The sequence below is a fragment of the Flavobacterium cheonanense genome (genome assembly GCF_039539185.1).
Lineage (GTDB): Bacteria > Bacteroidota > Bacteroidia > Flavobacteriales > Flavobacteriaceae > Flavobacterium > Flavobacterium cheonanense.
Genome location: NZ_BAABCT010000002.1, coordinates 243239 through 264066 on the forward strand (window position 1 = coordinate 243239; position 20828 = coordinate 264066).

21 protein-coding genes are annotated in these 20828 nt (G+C 30.4%); 13 read left to right on the forward strand and 8 right to left on the reverse strand.

Features of this window, described 5'->3' with window-relative positions; all coding sequences use genetic code 11:
• Position 1: 1 nt before the first annotated feature.
• Positions 2-1756 carry a tail fiber domain-containing protein gene (locus tag ABD766_RS04550; RefSeq protein ID WP_344815569.1) on the reverse strand — a complete coding sequence of 585 codons (1755 nt, stop codon included), beginning with the start codon at positions 1754-1756 and terminating at the stop codon, positions 2-4.
• Positions 1757-2154: 398 nt separating this feature from the next.
• Here ABD766_RS04550 and ABD766_RS04555 point away from each other — a divergent pair, with 398 nt between their 5' ends.
• The 3 genes from ABD766_RS04555 (at position 2155) to ABD766_RS04565 (ending at position 4765) form a co-directional block, all read left to right on the forward strand.
• The gene (locus ABD766_RS04555) at positions 2155-3054 is read left to right on the forward strand and encodes a helix-turn-helix domain-containing protein (protein ID WP_344815570.1); all 900 of its coding nucleotides are present in this window, start codon (positions 2155-2157) and stop codon (positions 3052-3054) included.
• Positions 3055-3570: 516 nt separating this feature from the next.
• Positions 3571-3984 (forward strand): DUF1493 family protein, encoded by a 414-nt coding sequence (locus tag ABD766_RS04560; RefSeq protein ID WP_344815571.1) that lies wholly within the window; start codon positions 3571-3573, stop codon positions 3982-3984.
• A gap of 49 nt (positions 3985-4033) precedes the next feature.
• Positions 4034-4765 carry a nicotinamide mononucleotide transporter family protein gene (locus tag ABD766_RS04565; RefSeq protein WP_344815572.1) on the forward strand — a complete coding sequence of 244 codons (732 nt, stop codon included), beginning with the start codon at positions 4034-4036 and terminating at the stop codon, positions 4763-4765.
• Here the strand turns inward: ABD766_RS04565 and ABD766_RS04570 are convergent.
• Positions 4758-5783, reverse strand: a complete 1026-nt coding sequence (locus ABD766_RS04570) for a LacI family DNA-binding transcriptional regulator (protein WP_344815573.1) — start codon at positions 5781-5783, stop codon at positions 4758-4760. The two genes, ABD766_RS04565 and ABD766_RS04570, sit on opposite strands and share 8 nt — an antisense overlap.
• 278 nt (positions 5784-6061) lie before the next feature.
• Between ABD766_RS04570 and rplM the strand changes: the two genes are divergently transcribed.
• The 8 genes from rplM to ABD766_RS04610 all read left to right on the forward strand — a co-directional run bounded on the left by rplM (position 6062) and on the right by ABD766_RS04610 (position 14817).
• Positions 6062-6517, forward strand: coding sequence for a 50S ribosomal protein L13 (rplM, locus tag ABD766_RS04575; protein WP_298307779.1), 456 nt, complete (start codon positions 6062-6064; stop codon positions 6515-6517).
• Positions 6517-6903, forward strand: a complete 387-nt coding sequence (rpsI, locus tag ABD766_RS04580; RefSeq protein ID WP_298307776.1) for a 30S ribosomal protein S9 — start codon at positions 6517-6519, stop codon at positions 6901-6903. Before rplM ends, rpsI begins: the two co-directional genes overlap by 1 nt.
• A 177-nt stretch (positions 6904-7080) precedes the next feature.
• Complete coding sequence (rpsB, locus tag ABD766_RS04585; RefSeq protein WP_344815574.1) at positions 7081-7896, forward strand: 30S ribosomal protein S2; 816 nt, start codon at positions 7081-7083, stop codon at positions 7894-7896.
• A gap of 144 nt (positions 7897-8040) precedes the next feature.
• Positions 8041-8865 (forward strand): translation elongation factor Ts, encoded by an 825-nt coding sequence (gene tsf, locus ABD766_RS04590; RefSeq protein WP_298306820.1) that lies wholly within the window; start codon positions 8041-8043, stop codon positions 8863-8865.
• A 178-nt stretch (positions 8866-9043) separates the two neighbouring features.
• Entirely contained in the window at positions 9044-12802 is a 3759-nt protein-coding gene (locus ABD766_RS04595) for a TraB/GumN family protein (RefSeq protein ID WP_344815575.1), read from the forward strand.
• Between the two features lie 21 nt (positions 12803-12823).
• Positions 12824-13474: a queuosine precursor transporter gene (locus tag ABD766_RS04600; protein ID WP_344815576.1), complete on the forward strand. Its 651-nt coding sequence runs from the start codon at positions 12824-12826 to the stop codon at positions 13472-13474.
• Complete coding sequence (locus tag ABD766_RS04605; protein ID WP_344815577.1) at positions 13464-14024, forward strand: DNA-3-methyladenine glycosylase I; 561 nt, start codon at positions 13464-13466, stop codon at positions 14022-14024. Before ABD766_RS04600 ends, ABD766_RS04605 begins: the two co-directional genes overlap by 11 nt.
• Before the next feature lie 61 nt (positions 14025-14085).
• Complete coding sequence (locus ABD766_RS04610; RefSeq protein WP_344815578.1) at positions 14086-14817, forward strand: YoaK family protein; 732 nt, start codon at positions 14086-14088, stop codon at positions 14815-14817.
• On the opposite strand, the gene aat is transcribed toward ABD766_RS04610, so the two are convergent.
• The 3 genes from aat to ABD766_RS04625 all read right to left on the reverse strand — a co-directional run bounded on the left by aat (position 14814) and on the right by ABD766_RS04625 (position 16814).
• Complete coding sequence (aat, locus tag ABD766_RS04615) at positions 14814-15449, reverse strand: leucyl/phenylalanyl-tRNA--protein transferase (RefSeq protein ID WP_344815579.1); 636 nt, start codon at positions 15447-15449, stop codon at positions 14814-14816. The genes ABD766_RS04610 and aat overlap by 4 nt on opposite strands.
• Before the next feature lie 97 nt (positions 15450-15546).
• Positions 15547-15927, reverse strand: a complete 381-nt coding sequence (locus tag ABD766_RS04620; RefSeq protein WP_344815580.1) for a DUF3127 domain-containing protein — start codon at positions 15925-15927, stop codon at positions 15547-15549.
• Between the two features lie 11 nt (positions 15928-15938).
• Positions 15939-16814 (reverse strand): flavin reductase family protein, encoded by an 876-nt coding sequence (locus tag ABD766_RS04625; RefSeq protein ID WP_344815581.1) that lies wholly within the window; start codon positions 16812-16814, stop codon positions 15939-15941.
• Positions 16815-16916: 102 nt separating this feature from the next.
• On the opposite strand from ABD766_RS04625, the gene ABD766_RS04630 reads away from it, so the two are divergent.
• Positions 16917-18062: a sensor histidine kinase gene (locus ABD766_RS04630; protein WP_344815979.1), complete on the forward strand. Its 1146-nt coding sequence runs from the start codon at positions 16917-16919 to the stop codon at positions 18060-18062.
• On the opposite strand, the gene ABD766_RS04635 is transcribed toward ABD766_RS04630, so the two are convergent.
• The 3 genes from ABD766_RS04635 to greA all read right to left on the reverse strand — a co-directional run bounded on the left by ABD766_RS04635 (position 18063) and on the right by greA (position 20153).
• Positions 18063-19124: a transglutaminase domain-containing protein gene (locus ABD766_RS04635; protein WP_344815582.1), complete on the reverse strand. Its 1062-nt coding sequence runs from the start codon at positions 19122-19124 to the stop codon at positions 18063-18065.
• A 160-nt stretch (positions 19125-19284) separates the two neighbouring features.
• Positions 19285-19674: an HIT family protein gene (locus ABD766_RS04640; protein ID WP_298304210.1), complete on the reverse strand. Its 390-nt coding sequence runs from the start codon at positions 19672-19674 to the stop codon at positions 19285-19287.
• A gap of 2 nt (positions 19675-19676) precedes the next feature.
• Entirely contained in the window at positions 19677-20153 is a 477-nt protein-coding gene (gene greA, locus ABD766_RS04645; RefSeq protein WP_298304209.1) for a transcription elongation factor GreA, read from the reverse strand.
• A gap of 239 nt (positions 20154-20392) precedes the next feature.
• On the opposite strand from greA, the gene ABD766_RS04650 reads away from it, so the two are divergent.
• Positions 20393-20815, forward strand: a complete 423-nt coding sequence (locus tag ABD766_RS04650; RefSeq protein WP_344815583.1) for a Rieske (2Fe-2S) protein — start codon at positions 20393-20395, stop codon at positions 20813-20815.
• Positions 20816-20828: the final 13 nt, after the last annotated feature.

Sequence of the window (20828 nt, forward strand, 5' to 3'; positions counted from 1 at the left end):
CCTATTTTTTTTCTAGCAACTTCAATAATATTTCATTTTGCTTTTTTAGTTCTTCTACAGTAACTTTTAAAGATTCTATTTGTTCTTGTTGCTCTTGAATTGCTTTTACTATCACAGGTGTAATTTCAGCATATCTTACACCTAAATTTTCATTTTGTTTTCTTTCAAAATTTCCTTCCTCATCTTTCGGATACCAAGAGTGTGTTTCTACAACTTCAGGTAAAACATCTAATAATTGTTGTGCCGAAAAACCCAATTTAGTTTCTTGAAGTTGATCGGGAATTGCTGTTTTTCCAATTCTATTGCTTTTCCATTTGTATGAAATAGGATTCAATTGCATCACTTCTTTCAAACCATATTTTAATTCAACAACATCTTTTTTAAGTTTCATATCTGAAGTTTGAATAGTACCATTTGTAGCCCAAACAGCAGTCCATCTTTTTGAAGAACCTCCCAATCGAGTATCATTATCTACTAATGGATTCAAACTAGATGCTTCCAACAATAGTTCATCCAAACCATCTACAATATATTCAATAGAACCAGTTGCCATAGCTGAACCTCCAGATGCACCTTTATAAAAACCTAGCGCAAAATCACGAGTATATGTATCACCTCCAGAATCAACAAAAGTCAAACCATCGTCACCATCAACTAGAGTTGAACCACCACCAAAACTAATATAATCACTAGCAAAATTAGTTTCCATCATAACTCTATTAGCACCATTAAACTTGATTTGCCCTGGAAAAGCTACTGAAGTATTACTATTAAAATTTAAATCATATGAGTCTAAATTCAAAGTTGTTGCTTGTGTCAAAGTTCCTCCTAATCTTACTGTTCCAGCAGTATTTGTTAATCCATTTGTAAAAGTATATGTACCACTTCCACTTGGTAATGTAACTGAGTTTCCGTTTGAAATTGACAATGTACTTCCGGATATACTTAAAGTTTGGCTATCTGTTCCGGAACCGCCAGAAGCTGTTTGCCAGTATCCATTTCCATTAGCATCCGAAGTAAGAACTTTTCCTACGCCTTGAGTTCCATCTTCTAATCTAAAAGCATATGTGCCAGGTACCGGAGTAGATGGAATAGTTACAATTACATTATCTATAGCTGCAGGAAATTGATTACCTCCAGAACTATCGTTTCTCCATTCGTAAATAATACGCATACTAGATCCTGCAAAACTACTTACATTCAAGGCCGCATTAGAAAAAGTAGTCCAAGTATTTTGTTGATTGAAATTTGTTCCTACTTGTATTCTTCCTGCACCAGCTGTAATTTGCGTTCCTAATGTAGGTGTAAAAGAAGTTGGAGTTAGCCAAACTCTGAAATAATCATAATCGGTACCAACTGTTCTTTCTCCATTACATCTCCAATCAAACGAAAAAGTAGAAGTGGTTGTCCCAGTCGGAATAGCAACATCTCTGTAGGCAAAAGTTACAGTAGCAGTTGATGTAGTTGCATAGTTATTAGTTATTCCATTATCATTTGATATATAAATAGCGCTAGAGGGATTTCCAGCTGCAGATCCATACCTCCAATTATTATTAGTTGCGGTTCCACTATTCAAAAAAGTGAAATCGTTAGTGTTAAAATTTTGGTTTAATAATGTTGTTGTGCCTCCACTTGGTAAAGTAGTATTCCCAAAAACATGCAATGTAGCCGTTGGATTTGTAGTGTTGACTCCAACTTGAGAGTACATTCCAAATGTAAAAAATATAAAAATAAACTGAATGTAAATTTTTTTCATAAAAATTAAGTTTAAGAAAGTAAATTTATTTTAAGTTTTCTATAATATCACATTATTTTATATTACAATCGTATTGATTTCTATAATCGCTACAAAAAAACCAATTTGTTTTGTAAAATACTTGATGTATTCTTTTTTTTATATTTTTATAAAATAAAACACTAGGAATGAAACTTATATTATTAATGCTCCCAATTCTGATAACGCTTTTCTTGAGCATTAGGTTTTTCTTTGTTAAAAAAAATAGTACGATTTCTATCAAGATTTTAGGTGTGTTCTTTTTGTTTTTTTGCTTTGCTCTAATAGCTATTTTGTTTCAATATTTACAAGAATTTTATCCGTTCATTCAAAGTTATTTTTACTTAATTGAAATCACTTTTTATTTCATAATGTTATCCTTGCCAGTAATTATATACTTTTATATCTCATCCTTAACAGATACAATAAAAAAATACAAAGAAGTTAATGCTGTTTTACCACACTTTTTTATTCCATTACAATCTTTAATTTTTAATATTTATCCTCACATAAGTTTAGATAATTTGGCAGATGAATCTTTGCGAAAAAACCTTGATTACACCAATTATTTTAGTTTGAAAGTTATATTTATTGCACTCAATATTTATTATTTGACACATACTATCTTATTGTATATAAAACACCGAAAACAAATTAAAAACATTTTATCGTATGAAATTGGAATAAGCTTAAATTGGATTTTGTTTTTCCTTTTGGGTTACCTTTCATTTGTTACTTGTTTTTTTATTCTCAATCCAGATTCATCTCCCTATGTAGTTTATTTACCATTTCTTTTAATTATGATTTACACTTTCTTTCAACGAGATGCTCAAATTACGGTTGAACTAGAAAGTTCTATTATTCAAAATACAAACATTACTATTGAAGTTGAAAATCAACAAAACAAGCAAACAAACTCAATTAATGATGAGAAAAGAGAAATTTTAAAAAATCAAATGATTGACTACATTGAAAATGAAAAAGTTTTTTTACAAAAAGATTTGACAATTTATGATGTAGCAAAAGCACTCAATACAAATAGTAATTACATTTCCAACATATTAAATAATTCGCTTGATTGTAATTTTGTAACTTTTATTAACTCCTATAGAATTGAAGAAGCAAAAAAAATATTGATTTCTAAAGAATATTCTAATTATACCATTGAAGCAATTAGTGCAATTGTTGGTTTTAATTCGAAATCTGCTTTTAATAATGCATTCAAAAACAAAGTAGGAATAACACCCTCGGATTACATCAAACAAAATAGAATAGATTAAATTGAAATTTTTAATTTTGATAATTATTTGTTTTAAAAATTTCACTAATTAAATACAATTATCATTAGTTGTTGAAATTGAATTTAAAAAATTGGTTGAAAGCACGTTAATTTTAGTAATATTTTATGAAAATCATAAGTCGTTTATTTACAAAAAACTTATTTTTAGTTCTACTTTCACCAATATTATTGTTGTTAATGTATTTTCTTTTTGATAAAAATACAGTTGCAAATTGGGGAGTGAATAAAACAGTTGGTTGGGCTTGGGATATTACAGATTTTATTTTCATATATTTCCCACTTTATCTTTTGTTTTTGATAAGTTATGGAATTTTGTTTGCTTTTAAGATAAAAACACATTTGACAATTTCGATAATTCACATATTGTTAATAACGATTCCAATTCTTACATTTAGTAATTATAACAATAATTATAATTATGTAACTTTTTATTCAATTGTATTAAGCGTTGTTTTTTTTATTACAAACATTATGATTTCATTAAAAAACAGAAAGTATGATTTTGGAAGAAGAAATAATCAATTTCATTGAAAAAGAATTTTGGAAATCAAATTTAAATTCTGATTCAGATGTTTTTAAAGAAGTAAGAATTGATGGTGATGATTGTGAAGAATTATTAGTTAAATATTCCGAAAAATATTCTGTTGATATGAATAATTTTCTGTGGTATTTTCATTATCAAGAAGAGGGAAGTTTGTCTTTCAGTATTGGCAATTTATTTTTTAAAAATCCTCGTCAACGAGTTAAAGAAATACCAATAACTCCAAAAATGTTAACTGAATTCGCAAATTCTAAAAAATGGACAATTGATTATCCTGAACATAAATTACCAAAACATCGATATGATATATTTATCAATCGGGTTCTAATAATTTCTATTATAATAATTATCATTCTTGTTAAAATATAAAAATTATCCTTTCCTTTAAATTTATCTATCTTTGTCGAAATTTATTTGAATGTCAATACTTTCGCTTTCAGAAAAAACCATAAAAACCATAAAATCAATAACAAATAGTACCTATTTAGATATTATTGGATTGATAATCGTAATCACGGCTTCGATTGTTTTAGGCTACCACAACACCGAATACAAATTTACATTTCAAGGCAAAAACTATGTTTTCTTTTTGGGTTACGTTTCCATTGTCAATACTGGATTGTCTATGATTGGTAATCGTTTGGTTACTAAAAAGAATAATATTGGAAACTTTCTTGCGACTTGCAATACATTTTTGAGCGGTTCAATTGATTATTTACTTGGAAATGTTGGTGCGATTTTAACTTATCCAGTAACTTTTATTGGAAATTATTTGGTTTTCAAAGCTTGGAAAAAAAGCACCATTTTGCGTTCTATTGACTTTATATTTTATCGTAATTTAGTTCTTGGTTTTTTATTCTCATTGGTTCTTAATTATATTGCTTTCAAATATCTTTCTGAAAAACCAATTGATTGGAGATTGTTTTTTGCCATCGCAATTCCAGCTGGAATAACTTTTGGTGCTACTTTCAATACCGCCAGAATGTATCCTGATAACTGGTTTATGTGGCAGTTTTACAACATTACTAAATTGGTTCAAAACATATTGCAAATGAATATAGCCAATACTGCTAAATATGTTTTTTACCTTTTCAACGCTATTATTGGTTATATCACTTGGGATGATGATAAGAAAAAAGGAACTATTTAATCTTCCTAGTCGATTCTCTTTGACGTAATTCTGTTTTTACAATAGTAGTTTTGTGACTGTAAACTTCCTCTTTACTTTCTAGTTTTTCAATCAACATTTTTGTAGCTACTTCACCAATTTCTGGACCATGCTGGCTTACCGTTGATAAACTAGGCGTTAATCTTCTTGACCAAACACCATCAGCAAAACCAATAATAGAAAGTTCCTCTGGAATTTTCAATCCTTTCTTTATTCCTAGTTTCATTGCCATAACAGATGCGTGCTCGTCTAAAGCAAATACAGCATCCACTTTATTTTTGTCAAAGAAGTTTGCCGATTTAGCATCAAAATCCTCTGCAGTTTCTGTTAAAATAACTAAATCTTCATTGATTTTAATTCCGTTATTTTCTAATGCTTTATAAAAACCTTTGGCGCGTAATTTTCCAACACTCAAATTATCAATAGACGAGAACAATGCAATTTTCTTGCATCCTGTTTTAATCAAATGTTCTGTTGCGTTTACCGCTGAATCTAAATCGTCAACAATAACTTTATCACAATTTACTTCGTCAGCAATTCTGTCAAACATCACAATTGGCGTACCTTCATTGATAATCGATTTGAAATGACCAAATTGTTGCAACTTTTGAGCTTCTTCCGAAATGGATAAAATAAAACCATCAATAGTCCCATTACTCAACATTTCTAAAGCACTAATTTCTTTTTCTATTGATTCGTTAGAAATACAGGTAATCACTTTATAACCTTTCTCATCGGCAACTTTTTCAATTCCGGTAAAAACCTTTGCAAAAAACTGATTTAGAATATTCGGAATAATTACACCAATAGTTTTGGTAGAACGGTTTTTAAGGTTCAACCCAATAACATTTGGTTTGTAATTTTTCAATTTCGCATATTCTTGAACACGAATTTTTGTTGGTTCACTGATTTCCGGACTATCATTCAACGCCTTAGAAACTGTCGAAACAGATACTCCTAGTTCCTTAGCAATTTGTTTTAAAGTGGCTTTCGATTTCATCTTACATATATATAAGGTGTAAATTTAAGAAAATTATGGATAGTAGCGAATGGTTTGCGCATTTTTGTAATCCATTTTCCTGCTTTACGTTCCAATCTTGTCTAAAAAGACAAGGATTTCCACTTCAATCAGGGCTAATTAGCCATCAATTTGGATACTATAAATCGTTATAATTCAAAATAATAATTAAAAATCAAAATCCTTTTTGCATATATAATAAATAATTGTACTTTTGCACTCCCTTAATTGGGAATGGAATGTTTAATTAAAATAATATTATGGACGCATTAAGCTACAAAACAGTTTCTGCCAACAAAGCCACAGCTGAAAAACAGTGGATTGTTGTAGACGCTGAAGGTCATAACTTAGGTCGTTTTGCTTCAAAAGTCGCGATGCTTTTAAGAGGTAAATACAAGCCAAGTTATTCACCACACGTTGACTGTGGAGATAACGTAATTGTTATCAACGCAGAGAAAATTAATTTAACTGGAAACAAGTTAGATGACAAAACGTACATCAGACACACAGGTTATCCAGGAGGACAAAGAAGTTTAACTGCTAAAGTAATGCAACAAAAAAACCCTGCATTATTAGTAGAAAAAGCTGTAAAAGGAATGTTGCCTAAAAACAAATTAGGAGCACAATTATTCCGCAATTTAGATGTAAATGTTGGTACTGAGCACAAACATGGCGCTCAACAACCAAAAACCGTTAACCTTAACGACTTAAAGTAATGGGAGTTATTCACAAAATCGGTAGAAGAAAATGTGCAGTTGCACGTGTTTATGTTACTGAAGGTACAGGTAAAATCACTGTAAACAAAAAAGAATTTGCAACTTACTTCCCAACAGCTACTTTACAGTACAAAGTATTACAACCAATGTCTATGACAGAAAATGTAAACAACTTTGACGTAAAAGTAAATGTTTACGGTGGTGGTTCAACAGGACAAGCAGAAGCTGTAAGAATGGCTTTAGCAAGAGTAATGTGTGAAGTTGGCGAAGGAAACAGAGCTATCTTAAAACCAGAAGGATTACTAACAAGAGATCCAAGAATGGTAGAACGTAAAAAATTCGGTCAGAAAAAAGCGAGAAAGAGATTCCAATTCTCGAAACGTTAATATTCGATATTTATCAGAATATTTTTTCAGATACATTTTTACAATTAAAATTGAATTTAAAACAAAGTTGTCGATATTCCTTATAAAAAGGGAATTAGTTTAGCATCTAAATTTTCAAGACATACCGAAAGTGACTACTTGAAAATTGCTATAACACGGAACGTAAACTATTACACAATGGCAAACAAAATTGACGTTAAAGAATTATTAGAAGCAGGTGTTCACTTCGGACACATGACTCGTAAATGGGATCCAAACATGGCTCCTTACATTTATATGGAGCGTAATGGTATTCACATCATTAACCTATATAAAACTGCTGCAAAAATTGAAGAAGCTGGTGAAGCTATGAAAAAAATTGCAGCATCTGGTAGAAAAATACTTTTCGTAGCTACCAAAAAACAAGCAAAAGATATCGTTTCAGAAAAAGCATTGGCTTGTAACATGCCTTACATCACAGAAAGATGGCCTGGTGGTATGTTAACAAACTTCGTTACTATCCGTAAAGCTGTTAAAAAAATGGCAACAATCGATAGAATGAAAAAAGACGGAACATTCATGACGCTTTCTAAAAAAGAAAGACTTCAAGTTGATCGTCTTCGTGCGAAATTAGAGAAAAACTTAGGTTCTATCGCTGACATGTCTAGATTACCTGCTGCACTTTTCGTAGTAGATATCAAAGCTGAACACATCGCAATCAAAGAAGCACAAAAATTAAACATTCCAGTTTTCGCAATGGTTGATACAAACTCTGACCCACGTGAGGTAGATTATGTTATTCCAGCAAATGATGATGCTTCTAAATCAATTGACAAAATTTTAACTTTAGTTACTGACGCAGTTAAAGACGGATTAGCAAACAGAACTTCTGATAAAGAAGCTGATGATGCTACAGAAGTAGAAACTGTTGAAGAAGTTGCTGCTACAGAAGCTGCTGTTGTTGAAACTGCTGCTCCAGAAGTAGAAGCTACTGAAACAAGTACTGAAGAATAAAACACAGAAAATTCCAAAATATAAATTCCAAATTCCAAGAAATTATCAATTATTTGATGATTTATTAAAATTGGAGTTTGGGATTTGTAAATTGGAATTTCTTTTTTTACACAAATTATTTTTAATCTTAAAATAAAAAACAAAATGGCAACAATTACTGCTGCAGACGTAAATAAATTAAGAACAATCACAGGTGCAGGTATGATGGACTGCAAAAAAGCATTAGTAGAAGCTGATGGAGATTTTGATTTAGCAATCGAAAACCTTAGAAAAAAAGGTCAAAAAGTTGCTGCTAACAGATCAGACAGAGAATCTACTGAAGGAGCTGCAATCGCAGTTGTTAATGCTGACAAAACTTCTGGTGTTGTTATCACATTAAATTGCGAAACTGACTTCGTTGGAAAAAATGAAGGTTTCGTAAAATTAGCTACAGATTTAGCTAACCAAGCATTAAACTATGATACTAAAGAAGCATTTTTAGCTTCAGATTTTAATGGTATCACTGTTGCTGACAAATTAATTGAGCAAACTGGTGTTATTGGAGAAAAAATTGAAATCGCTTCTTTCGAAAGATTAAGTGGTGCTTTCGTTGGTTCTTACATTCACGCTGGAAACAAAATTGCTGTTTTAACTGCATTATCTGCTAACGTTGAAGGTGCTGAAGAAGCTGCAAGAAACGTAGCAATGCAAGCTGCTGCAATGAATCCAATTGCTTTAGATGAAGCTGGTGTTGATGCATCAATCATTGAAAAAGAAATTGAAATCGCTAAAGATCAATTACGTCAAGAAGGAAAACCTGAAGCTATGTTAGATAATATCGCTAAAGGTAAAATCCAACGTTTCTACAAAGACAATACTTTAGTAAACCAAGATTATATTAAAGATGGTTCTATGAGCGTTGCTTCTTACATTAAATCTGTTGACGGTGGTTTAACTGTTACAGGATTTAAAAGAGTTGCTTTAGGATAAATATAAAGTACGATTTACGAAGTACGAAGTACAAAGTAATTCAAAAAATATAAACCTCGGTTCTTAATTGAATCGAGGTTTTTTTATTTTATTTATCTTCACAAAAAATATATGAAAAATTTAGCCGTTATATTGAAATGACTATTTTCTAATTATATTTGTTTAAAAATCACACACTTTGAAAAAGATATTCGCTGCCTTCTTATTATTATTGAGTTTTACTTCTATTGCTCAAACTGAAAAAACTTTGCTTTGGGAAATTTCCGGAAACGGCTTAGCTAAAAAGTCTTATTTATATGGCACTATGCATGTAAATGAAAAGATTTCTTATCATCTCTCCGACGCTTTTTATAAACATTTGCTAGAAGCCGATATCGTGAGTAACGAAAGTAATCCTGAAAGTTGGGAAGTACTATTTGATTTGTTGACCAACCAAGAAAATGATAACTCACAAAAACTTTATAGTCGTTTCAATTTAGCGCCACTAAAAAAAGAAGCATTGTATCCGTTATTTTCTAATGTAAACATCTACAACACGATGACTTCTGGAAACAATAGTGAACAAGCTGACTTTCAAGAAAACACCGTTCTTGATATGTTTATACACCAAACTGGTAAAAAATACAACAAAAAAGTAACTGGTCTAGAAGACGCACAGGAGTCATTTCTAAAAGTGATGAAAATGCAAAACGACATGGAAGAGCCAAAAGAAGAAGTGAGAATGGCTTTAATGAAAATATTAAAAAACAGAAACTTCCAAACGGTATCTAATGATTTTTATAGAGAAAAAGACATCGTAATGCTTGACTCTATTTATAAATTGATTTATTCTAAAAAATCGCATAACATTTTAATTACAGAACGAAATGTTACTATGGCAAACAGCATTGATTCAATTGCTAAAACCGGAAGTTTATTTGCTGCTGTTGGTGCTGCGCATTTGGCAGGAAAAGAAGGTGTTTTACAACTTTTAATCAAAAAAGGATATACTGTAAAACCAATAATAGATGTACTTACAACTATTGGAGAAAAACAGAAAAAAACAATTGAAGAGTATTTTCCAAATCCAGTATTGAATCCTTTTACTACTAAAGATGGGATGCTAAAAATGCCTTTGTTTAAAAATCCGAGGACTATAAACGAAGTAACAGCTTGTATTGATTTGACTAATGGTGGCTCTGTCAATATAAATAGATTGCCTTTGAATTATTTTTTAAAGAAAAAAGAAGATACTTTCAATCCAAAAGCATTAGACAGTCTTTTCTTTGAGAATATTGCAGGAACTATCATTGAAAAAAAGTTTTTTGAAACAGAAAACTACAAAGGATACGACATAAAAAACAAAACAAAATCTGGCAATGCACAACGCTATAGGTATTACATTACGCCTTTAGAAATTATTGCTGTTTCAATGACAGGTACTGGTGACTATGTAAGACAATATGAAAACCAACTATTTGACAAAATTGAAATTAAAAATCTACAAAGCTCTTGGGATAGTTTTACTCCATTAAAAGGTGGCTTTAGTGTAAAAATACCTTCTTATAGTGTAATACATGGTAATGACATTGATAGAATTGATAATGATATCACGATTCAATCTTATGATAAATCTGAAAATGCATTTTATTTTTTAACAGAAGAATCGTTTAACGGAACTGCAGAGTTAGAAAATACTGCCTATGAACACAAACAAATACAAGCAGAATTTTACATGCAAAACGAGTTGGATGATGTAACACACAACACTTCAACAAACGAATCATCGTCAAAGATTGGTGAGAAAAAAATTAGACTAAAAACCTTTATTAAAGGTAACAAATATTTCCTTCTTGGAACTGTAAATGTCTCAGACAAAAACACAGATAATTACTTCCAATCATTTGATTTTACTAAAAATGGTCGAATTGTAATTAATAAAGTTTATAACGATACTATAAACGATTTTAAAGTTGAGATTCCAGAAAAAATCAATAAAAAAACATTTTTGAATTTTGAAGATTATGAATTTAAAACTAAAAACTCCTTTTTATCAAGAAACAAAAATTATACTTTCTATGCAGACAATGGTAGAGATATAGATTTAGAATACAATAAATTTCACAAATATGAGTCTTTTGAAAATTTGGATTCCTTAAAAAATTATTTTTTTAGAGACTATTCCAAAGATTATAAATCATTTATGGATTCACATGGTAGATTTCAAAATTTTGAAGAAAATTATGAAGAAGACTATGATGAAGACTATGATTATCAATCTAATGAATCTTTGATTTATAATTTTATTTATAAAAAAGGGTTTTCCTATTCAAAGTGGTTTGATTTAGTAGAGAAAAATGATGAGAAATATGAATTTCTTTCAAAATCCTACAACTTTAATAAAGAAGACAATACCCATGTTTTTGAAGCCGTTGTGTCAAAGTCAAATGCAACTCAAGCAATAAAATACAAAACTTTTGTAAAAGGAAATGCCTACTATAAAATGCAAACTTTAATTGAGAGAGATTATAAAAATGACGATGCCTTTATAGAAAAAACATTTAGCTCCTTAGAACCTACTTCTAAAGATACTACTTCCATTTTTGAAGACAAATTTGATTTCTTTTTAAATGATGTAAATAGCAAAAAAGACACCATAAGATTCTCAGCGATGGAATCTATTGATGAATTAAAAATTGCCGATAAAGATTTTGATGCTGTTACTAACTTCATAGACACATTCAAGTTTAAAGAATCTGAAAAAGAAGCTCCTTCGAGTTTATTGATGCGAATTGGTGCTTTAAAGAATCCAAAAACAATTCCGTATTTGGAAGCAAAATATAAAGATGAAAAAATAAAAACCAATACTCAGATTGAAATTTTAAAAGCATTAACTCGTCAAAAATCAAAAGCGGCTTATCAGAAAATAATTGAATTATTAGAATACGATTTACCGATAACCGACAAGCAATATGATATCACAAGTTTGTTTAGTTTGTTTAATTTAGATTTAGAAAACAGTAAAGAATTGTTTCCGAAAATATTCCAATTTTATAGCATTAAGGAATACAACAAACCTACATTAAATTTATGTAACTCATTGTTTGACAAAAATTTAATTTCTCCAAAGAAAATCAGTTCTTTCAAGAAAATGGTATTAACAAATGCCAAGTTAGAATACAAAAGAGTCGTAAGCTGGAAAGAAAAAAACATCAAACCAGAAGAAGAAATGGATTTAGCAGATGATATCTCTTATGAAACTGCTGTTGATACTACTGTTGCAGTTGCAATTGATGGAGATGAAGAAGATTACAATTCAGAGGAAACTTCAGCTCCTGTTGATGATTTGATAAACTATATTGATTTATTATACAATTTTCAATCAGATAAAGACACGGATGCTTTATTTCAGAAAATAAAAGGATTGGATATACCCGAATTAAATGTTGAATTATTGCGTTTGGGTGTTGTAAACGATAAAATTAGCAAAGAGGAAATTTTATCAACATTAGAAAATGAAAAGACAAAATTTGCTTCAATTCTATTATTACATTACAAAGACAAATTCAATTTGCTGCCAACGCTAACAGATGATGAAATTGTTGAATCTGCCATTTTAAGTTTTGAAAATCTTAAAACCAAAGATTCTATTGAATTTGTTGAAAAACGAATTGAAACTAAAAACAACAAAGAAATTACTCTTTATTTTTATAAATTCGACAAAACAAGTAGTTATCGAAAAATTAAAAACACCTACATCTACACCATAGCTTTTTTAAGTGAAAAAGGAAAAATTAATCCTTTAGCTTACAAAATTTATGATAAAAAGAAGCTTGAAGATGATGATGATATTACAAAACGTATCAATGCTATAACAAATAAAGCATTAAACGAAGAGCACAGAAGGGCAACATTTGAAAAAAACATCGATCGTATGAATTTTAATATGTATGATTAATACTAAACTTCAAAAACAACTATGTTTCAAAACAGAAAAGATATTGTTTATGTAATTCTAGCTGGTATTTTTATCACAAATGCTATTGTTGCTGAATTAACTGGTGGAAAATTAATTGATGTTTTTGGAGTTCCGATGAGCATTGGAATTTTACCTTGGCCTATTGTTTTTATCACAACCGATTTAATCAACGAATACTTTGGTGAAAAAGGCGTTAAGAAACTTTCGCTTATTACTGCAGGATTAATTGCATATACTTTTATCATTTTGTTTTTTGCAATCAAAATCCCGTCAACTGGGATTAGTTCGGTTACTACTGAACAATTTACGGCGGTTTTTGGACAAAGTCAATTGATTATTATTGGAAGTATAGCAGCATTTTTAGTTTCACAATTAATTGATGTTACCATTTTTCATTTTGTAAAAAACAGAACTGGTAACAAAATGATTTGGTTGAGAAGTACTGGTTCTACTGTAATTTCACAACTTTTTGATAGTTTTATTGTACTAGGAATTGCGTTTTACTTACCTGGAATTATGGATGGGAAAACCTATATTATTTCAGGATTCACTGGATATTCTGTGAAATTAGTGATTGCAATTTTGACGACGCCAATGATCTATTTAGGACATTATTTGATAGAACAATATTTAGCCAAAGATGGAAAATAAAGTACGTTGCGCCTGGTGCGAAAAAGACGATTTATATAGAGATTATCATGATAATGAATGGGGAAAACCTGTTTATGATGACGATAAATTATTTGAATTTTTAATTCTAGAAACTTTTCAGGCAGGATTGAGTTGGTATACCATTTTGAAGAAAAGAGAAAACTTCAGAGCAGCTTTTGATAATTTTGATTACAAAAAAGTAGCAAATTATGGTGAAGAAAAAGTGCAAGAATTACTTCAAGATGCAGAAATTATTAGAAACCAATTGAAAATAAGAGGAACAATTTCAAACGCCATTGCCTTTATGGAAGTGCAAAAAGAATTTGGAAGTTTCTCTAAATACATTTGGAATTTCACTGACGGAAAACCCATTGAAAACAACAGAAAATCCTTAAAAGAAGTTACGGCAACTACACCACTTTCCGATGAAATTAGTAAAGACTTAAAGAAGCGCGGATTCAAATTTGTAGGTTCAACTGTTGTATATGCGCATATGCAAGCCACAGGAATGGTAAATGATCATGTTGCTGACTGTTGGACCCAGAAGTAGTTTACTCAACTATTTCGCTGTTTGAAAATTAAAATCACTACCTTTAGTTAAAACAAAAAACATGTTTCGCCACAAAGGAAGTAGAAGAACGTTTTTACACAATTTACGACTTGCTTCCAATCTTTCATTTATTGCAGGAATTGTAAATATTGCAGGTGTACTTTCTGTAGCGACTTTAACAACAAATGTCACAGGTCATTTTGCATATTTTGCTGAGGAAATTTCTTTGAAAAACTATTCAAAAGCAATTACTTTCCTCCTATTTATTTTATCTTTTTTGTTGGGTGCTTTTACATGCAATACATTAATCGAAATCACTTCGTTAAAAAAACCCAGAATTGCTCATGCTTTTCCAATGATAATCGAAGTTGCTATTTTGCTAATCATTGGGTTTGGATTTGTAAAACATCAAGAATATATTGCTTATTTATTGCTTTTTTCGATGGGAATTCAAAATGCTTTGGTAACTCAAATATCCCAATCTGTAGTAAGAACAACGCATCTTACAGGCTTATTTACTGATTTAGGAATTGAAATATCGCAACTTTTTTTCTACAGAAAACCAGTTGAAAAATCGCGATTGCGTAGAAGTATTTTTCTCAGACTTTCTATCATCTTATGCTTTTTCCTAGGAGGTGTTCTTGGAGGAATTTTCTATGAAAAATATGAACTGAAAATCCTTCTTTTCGCAGCACTTTCATTAATAATTGCGCTTCTATTCGATAATATTATTATCTACTATCATCTTACAAAAAGAAAAATAAAATCAAGTTTTCATGAAGAAGAGAACTAACTATTCAAAATCATCATAAAAACATCTCTCGAAATTTCAAAAGCTCCTAATTTTTCTAAATGGTCGTTATGAACTTGGCAATCCAAAAGTTTGTAGTTGTTTTGTTTCAAATATTCAATCAATTTTACAAAAGCTACTTTACTGGCATTTGGCACTTTAGAAAACATACTTTCACCACAAAAAACATGTCCTAAATCAACTCCATAAAGTCCGCCAACGAGCTCACCATTTTGCCAAACTTCAAATGATTTTGCTTTTCCTAATTTATATAATTCGGTATACGATTTAATAATATCATTAGAAATCCAAGTTCCATCCTGACCTTTTCTTTCAATTTCTTGACAATTTTTTATGACGGATTCGAAATTTTTATTGATAGTCACTACAAAAATATTCCGATTAATAATATTTCGAAGACTTTTAGAGACTTTATAATCCTTTGGATTCACAACCATTCTTTCACTTGGTGACCACCAAAGTATTGGTTCGTCGGCATCAAACCAAGGAAAAATTCCATTATTGTAGGCAAGTAGCAATCTTTCTACAGACAAATCACCGCCAACAGCAAGAATTCCTTCATACGAAGCTTCTTCAACTGGTGGAAAATAAAGTTCTTTGGTTAGGAAATACATAAGATAAAATTATAAATTCCAAAAAATAAATTCCAAACTCCAAATAAGATGTGCTTCATTGGAATTTGGAATTTAAAAATTGGAATTTTCCTTTTAATTAAAAAGGTAAATCGTCGTGTTCTTCTTCTTTAAAATCAGTTGCTGGAGCAAATGCTTCTGCTGCAGGCATCGGAGGCATTTGTTGAGCTGCTGCTGGAGCTTCTGTTTGAAGTTTTTCAACTCTCCAACCTCTTATTGAATTAAAATATTTAGTTTCTCCTTGAGGATTCACCCATTCTCTTCCACCTAAATTGATAGAAACTTTTACCGCATCACCAACGGCAACATTATTTAATAAATCACTTTTATCTTGAGTAAATTCAATCATAATGTGTTGTGGATATTGCTCATCTGTAGTTACCACTAATTCTCTTTTTCTGAAAGTAGCACTAACTTGAATTTCTGCACTTACTACTTTTACTTTTCCTGAAACTTCCATAATATTATTGTTTATTGTTTTGCTAAAAGCACTTTCCAAGCGGTAAGCACCTCGTTTTTATCTAAATATTCTTTGGCTAATTGGTGTTTTTTAACCTCATCATCAGCACTCAAAACACCTTTCACTTCAAAATTTTGTTTTACAAATATAGTAATTTCTTCATTGGTTGGCAATGCTTCTACATTTCCTAATTTACCTAAATCATTACCATTAAAAATAGGGCTTTCTTTCACAAAATCTGGAATCGCATCTACTCCTATTCCTAATGTTGCCAATGGTTTTTCAACTTCAAAAAGTCCTTGATTGGCTCTCGAATACCAATTTCCTCCTAATCTTGAAACCAAGTCAATTTTCATTGGATCAATATTTCCATCTGAATCTAAAACCGATTCATTGATGTGCATTTTAACTACTTCACAAATAATCATATTTCCGGCTCCACCTTCAGTACCTAATGGGATAATTTGATTGACTTTACATTCAAATTGCACTGGACTTTCGGCAACGCGATAAGGTTTTACTATTTCTGATGGAATTGGAGTCAGACCCGATTTTGCAAACTCATTTACACCATCTGGATATTCTGTACTTGATAAAGACATTTGTTGCACAATATCAAAATTCACAACATTGATTACTACTTGACGTGTTTCTTCACAATTAATTAAAGTGTGTTTCGTTGTATTATTTCTAACTCTTCTCGCAGGTGAAAAAACCAAAATTGGCGGATTAGAACTAAAAATATTGAAGAAACTAAACGGAGATAAATTCGGCTTTCCGTTTTTGTCAATTGTACTTGCAAATGCAATTGGTCTTGGCGCTATAGCACTTTGCAAATAGCCTTGCAATTTCATTGGAGAAAGTTCTTTTGGATCAATTGTTAGCATAAAATTTGGAATTTTTACAAAGATAAGAATTCAATGACAATGGCAATTTGAAAAATCAATTTCAATTTGAAAAAAATCATTACTTTTAAACAAATTTTAAATATGCAATTCTCCGATAGAAGAAACACAACGCGTTGGATTATCATCATCACTTCATTTGTGATTGTTTCTCTTATTTTGTGGAATACGTATTCGTTTTTTCAAATTTTTAAGCAAGAAGAACGAGTGAAAATGCAACATTGGGCATTATCTCAAAAAAAAATAAATACAGATGATTTAAATGCTGATTTGGAATTGCCTTTGCAAATTATTCAAACTGCCAATATTCCTATAATAGTTACTGAAAAAGATTCTATTATAAATAAGATAAATATTGATGATGATATTGTAAATGACAAAACCAAATTAAGAGCCTTTTTACAGCGACTAAAAAACCAGAATGATCCAATTGTGATGAAAATTTCTGAAGGTCGAACGCACAATTTATACTATGGTGATTCCTCATTATTGAATAAACTAAAGTACTACCCAATCGCTTTATTATTCATCATTTTCTTGTTTGGAGCTGTGGTTTACAATTTTTATAAAAGCACTAAAATGGCCACCCAAAATAAGCTTTGGGCAGGAATGGCGAAGGAAACTGCACATCAAATTGGAACTCCTTTATCCTCTTTAATTGGTTGGTTAGAAATAATGAAAGCTGATAATGTTGATGAAACGACTGTTTCTGAGATTGAAAAAGACATCAACAGATTGCAAACTATAACCGAACGATTTTCTAAAATTGGTTCCGAACCTGTTTTGGAAACTAAAGATATCGTTGAAGAAACTAGAAATTCGTTTGATTATTTAAAATCACGTTTTTCGAAACAAGTTGAATTTACCTTTTCTGCTCCAAAAAATCCGATTTTGGTTTCTATCAATCCGGCTTTACACAGTTGGACCATTGAAAATTTAATGAAAAATGCTATTGACGCTATGAAAGGCAGAGGCAAGTTGAAAATCATGATTGAAAAAGAAGGACAAAACATAAAAATCAACGTAATCGATTCAGGAAAAGGTATTCCAAAAAATCAATACAGACGAGTTTTTGAACCAGGATTTACAACTAAAAGACGTGGTTGGGGATTGGGTTTATCACTAACTAAAAGAATTGTTGAGGAATATCATAATGGAAAAATAAAAGTTGCCCATTCAGAGATTGATAAAGGAACTACGATGCAAATTCTTTATAAAAAAGCTAAATAATTATCTAGTTTTTGTAAACATCAATTTTCTTTGCACTTTGTTTTTACTCAAATAATCTTTAACAAACTGAGCGTGTTCTGTTGCGATTTTGATGTTTTGAGCCATTTGTGATTTAAGCGTTTTCAAGTTGGATGTGTTATCTTTTCCAACAGAACCTACACCATAAATAGCATCTTGACATTTTTTTAATGCATTCAGTGGAGTATTTATCATTTCACTAATGATTTCGTCTGAATAAAGTGGTTTGAATTTATTATTTCTATAAAAAACAAAATCATTTAAAGATGCTACAGCACTATTATAGTCTAATACAATTTGTGCTACTTTTTCAATGTTCTTATTTTGACGAATCACATTAAACTCCTCTTTTTTTGAAGCCAAATATTCAGCAATTAGATTATTAATGACAGCGTTTTTTTCGATGCGTTCAGCTGCCTCAAATGCTTGTTCTTCCTTTGGATGTGCTTCATATTTTTCAATTTCTGAATCGAAATTAAAATTCATTTTAGGTTTATCTTTTTGTATAATTCCACTAAAAAACTCATGGTTTGTAATCGGGTCATTAGAAAATTGCCATAAATAGTCAAATGGCATGTGCGTTTGAATCATTTTAGCAGCTGATGTTTTAAAAAAATTATTATTTAGTTTTTTATAAAACTTCATATTATTAACATAACCTGCACCCCAAGTTGGATCAAAAAGAAACCATTTGCCATCAACTTTTGCTGCGTTCCAAGCGTGACCAATTGGTGCAATAATTCCATTTTGTTTAGTATAACCAACCACAATTAAAGTTTTTATATTCAGTTTATTTGAAATTTCATTAAATACCTCAGCATAATGAATACAAACACCTTTCTTGTTTTTTAAAGCACTTGCAATCTTTTCTGAAGAGGAATAAACAAAATTTGGTTCATTCATATTCTCAATATCATAACTAATATTGTTTGCAGTCCAATAAAATGCAGCTCTAATTTTATCCGATTCTGATTTAAAATTAAGATTAATATAATCTGCTATATCTGTCGTTGATGCTGTTTTCTCAGCTGGGATTTTATTCATTATTGCATCAATTGTTGCATATTCATTTTTTATTTGAGCTACTACAGATGAGAAAAAAAATAAGAATATTATATGATAATTAAATTTCATAAAGTAAAAATAAAAAAACCCGTTAAGCTATAAACGTAACAGGTTTGTATTTAAGAAACGATAAATTGTTTTATAAATTGTTTTGAATCGCTTTCGCTAAATCTTCAAACTCTTCTTTAGTTAGAGTAACCTTGTTTTGAAAACGCATTTCATCCATTTCGTTTAAAGGAATCAAATGAACATGCGCATGAGGAACTTCCAAACCAATAACAGCCATACCAATTCTTTTACATGGAACTGTTTTTTCAAGAGCAACTGCAACTTTTTTTGAAAAAGCCATCAATCCTAAATACAAATCATCTTCAATATCAAAGATTTTATTGATTTCTTGTTTTGGAATACATAAAGTGTGTCCTTTAGCATTTGGATTTACATCTAAAAAAGCTAAAAAATTCTCGTCTTCCGTAATTTTATAACAAGGAATTTCTCCGTTTACTATTTTGGTGAAAATACTGCTCATAATTAATCACGTGAAATTTCTACAATTTCAAATTTTAAAGTTCCGTTAGGCACCGTGATTTCTGCTATTTCTCCAACAGACTTACCAAGTAATCCTTTTCCTATTGGAGAAGTTACTGAAATTTTCCCTGTCTTTAAATCGGCTTCACTCTCTGCAACCAAGGTATATTTTAATTCCATTCCATTGGCTTGATTTTTAATCTTTACATTAGACAAAACCAGGACTTTGGACAAATCCAAATTACTCTCATCAATTAATCGCGCATTCGAATATACCTCTTCCAATTTTGCAATACGCATTTCCAACATTCCTTGAGCTTCCTTGGCAGCGTCATATTCAGCATTTTCAGACAAATCACCCTTATCCCTTGCTTCAGCTATAGCTTGTGAAGCTTTTGGTCGCTCTATACTTTTTAATTGTTCTAATTCTTCTTTTAATTTTTTTAATCCTTCAGCTGTATAATACGATACTGTACTCATAATTTTATTCTTTATTAAGCTCCACTTTTTAACTTAAATGAAGTTATTTTTCTGTTAATTTTATATCGAAAGTTACTATTTCATCGTTATCATAAAATAGAAAAAATCCCATCGGAACGGGATTTCTTTTTTCAAAGATATATTTTTTGTTTATTAAATTCCTATTTTTGTCTAGTAATGTTATACAAAGTTAACTAATTTAATTTTTTTTGAACTAATCTTTTTGTAAAATTTTTAAAATGAAAAAAACAACTCTATTAATTATTCTCGCTACTTTCATTTTTGGCTGCAGTAAAGACCGGTTTAATAATGACAATCCTTTTCTTCCTAATTATAATTTCTCCATAGACTTAAATACTAATTTACCAATCTATGCTAGTTTAAAATTCACTGGTAATGCCGTAAAAGCTTTTCCAGCAAATGGTCCGTCAAGAGGCATTATTGTTTTTAATAATGGAAGCGGTTTTAATGCTTTTGATGGCGCATGTCCAAATCAGGCTTTAACTACTTGCTCTACGTTAAACATAAGTGGTTCAAATGCAAATTGTCCTTGTAATAGCGAAAACTATAATTTATTTACCGGACAATCTCCTGGACAACAATACGAATTAAAAAGATATCGTGTTGAAGTTAATGGAGATGTTGTTAGAGTCTTCAATTAATATAAAAAGCCAA

What these genes read in the sequence shown, in the direction of transcription:
- greA (WP_298304209.1), bottom strand. Translation starts at nt 20,153, where the DNA reads ATGAGTACAGTATCGTATTATACAGCTGAAGGATTAAAAAAATTAAAA.
- ABD766_RS04570 (WP_344815573.1), bottom strand. Translation starts at nt 5,783, where the DNA reads ATGAAATCGAAAGCCACTTTAAAACAAATTGCTAAGGAACTAGGAGTA.
- aat (WP_344815579.1), bottom strand. Translation starts at nt 15,449, where the DNA reads ATGTATTTCCTAACCAAAGAACTTTATTTTCCACCAGTTGAAGAAGCT.
- ABD766_RS04625 (WP_344815581.1), bottom strand. Translation starts at nt 16,814, where the DNA reads ATGCTAACAATTGATCCAAAAGAACTTTCTCCAATGAAATTGCAAGGC.
- ABD766_RS04550 (WP_344815569.1), bottom strand. Translation starts at nt 1,756, where the DNA reads ATGAAAAAAATTTACATTCAGTTTATTTTTATATTTTTTACATTTGGA.
- ABD766_RS04620 (WP_344815580.1), bottom strand. Translation starts at nt 15,927, where the DNA reads ATGGAAGTTTCAGGAAAAGTAAAAGTAGTAAGTGCAGAAATTCAAGTT.
- ABD766_RS04600 (WP_344815576.1), top strand. Translation starts at nt 12,824, where the DNA reads ATGTTTCAAAACAGAAAAGATATTGTTTATGTAATTCTAGCTGGTATT.
- rpsI (WP_298307776.1), top strand. Translation starts at nt 6,517, where the DNA reads ATGGGAGTTATTCACAAAATCGGTAGAAGAAAATGTGCAGTTGCACGT.
- rplM (WP_298307779.1), top strand. Translation starts at nt 6,062, where the DNA reads ATGGACGCATTAAGCTACAAAACAGTTTCTGCCAACAAAGCCACAGCT.
- tsf (WP_298306820.1), top strand. Translation starts at nt 8,041, where the DNA reads ATGGCAACAATTACTGCTGCAGACGTAAATAAATTAAGAACAATCACA.
- rpsB (WP_344815574.1), top strand. Translation starts at nt 7,081, where the DNA reads ATGGCAAACAAAATTGACGTTAAAGAATTATTAGAAGCAGGTGTTCAC.
- ABD766_RS04635 (WP_344815582.1), bottom strand. Translation starts at nt 19,124, where the DNA reads ATGAATAAAATCCCAGCTGAGAAAACAGCATCAACGACAGATATAGCA.
- ABD766_RS04560 (WP_344815571.1), top strand. Translation starts at nt 3,571, where the DNA reads ATGATTTTGGAAGAAGAAATAATCAATTTCATTGAAAAAGAATTTTGG.
- ABD766_RS04640 (WP_298304210.1), bottom strand. Translation starts at nt 19,674, where the DNA reads ATGAGCAGTATTTTCACCAAAATAGTAAACGGAGAAATTCCTTGTTAT.
- ABD766_RS04630 (WP_344815979.1), top strand. Translation starts at nt 16,917, where the DNA reads ATGCAATTCTCCGATAGAAGAAACACAACGCGTTGGATTATCATCATC.
- ABD766_RS04565 (WP_344815572.1), top strand. Translation starts at nt 4,034, where the DNA reads ATGTCAATACTTTCGCTTTCAGAAAAAACCATAAAAACCATAAAATCA.
- ABD766_RS04605 (WP_344815577.1), top strand. Translation starts at nt 13,464, where the DNA reads ATGGAAAATAAAGTACGTTGCGCCTGGTGCGAAAAAGACGATTTATAT.
- ABD766_RS04610 (WP_344815578.1), top strand. Translation starts at nt 14,086, where the DNA reads ATGTTTCGCCACAAAGGAAGTAGAAGAACGTTTTTACACAATTTACGA.
- ABD766_RS04650 (WP_344815583.1), top strand. Translation starts at nt 20,393, where the DNA reads ATGAAAAAAACAACTCTATTAATTATTCTCGCTACTTTCATTTTTGGC.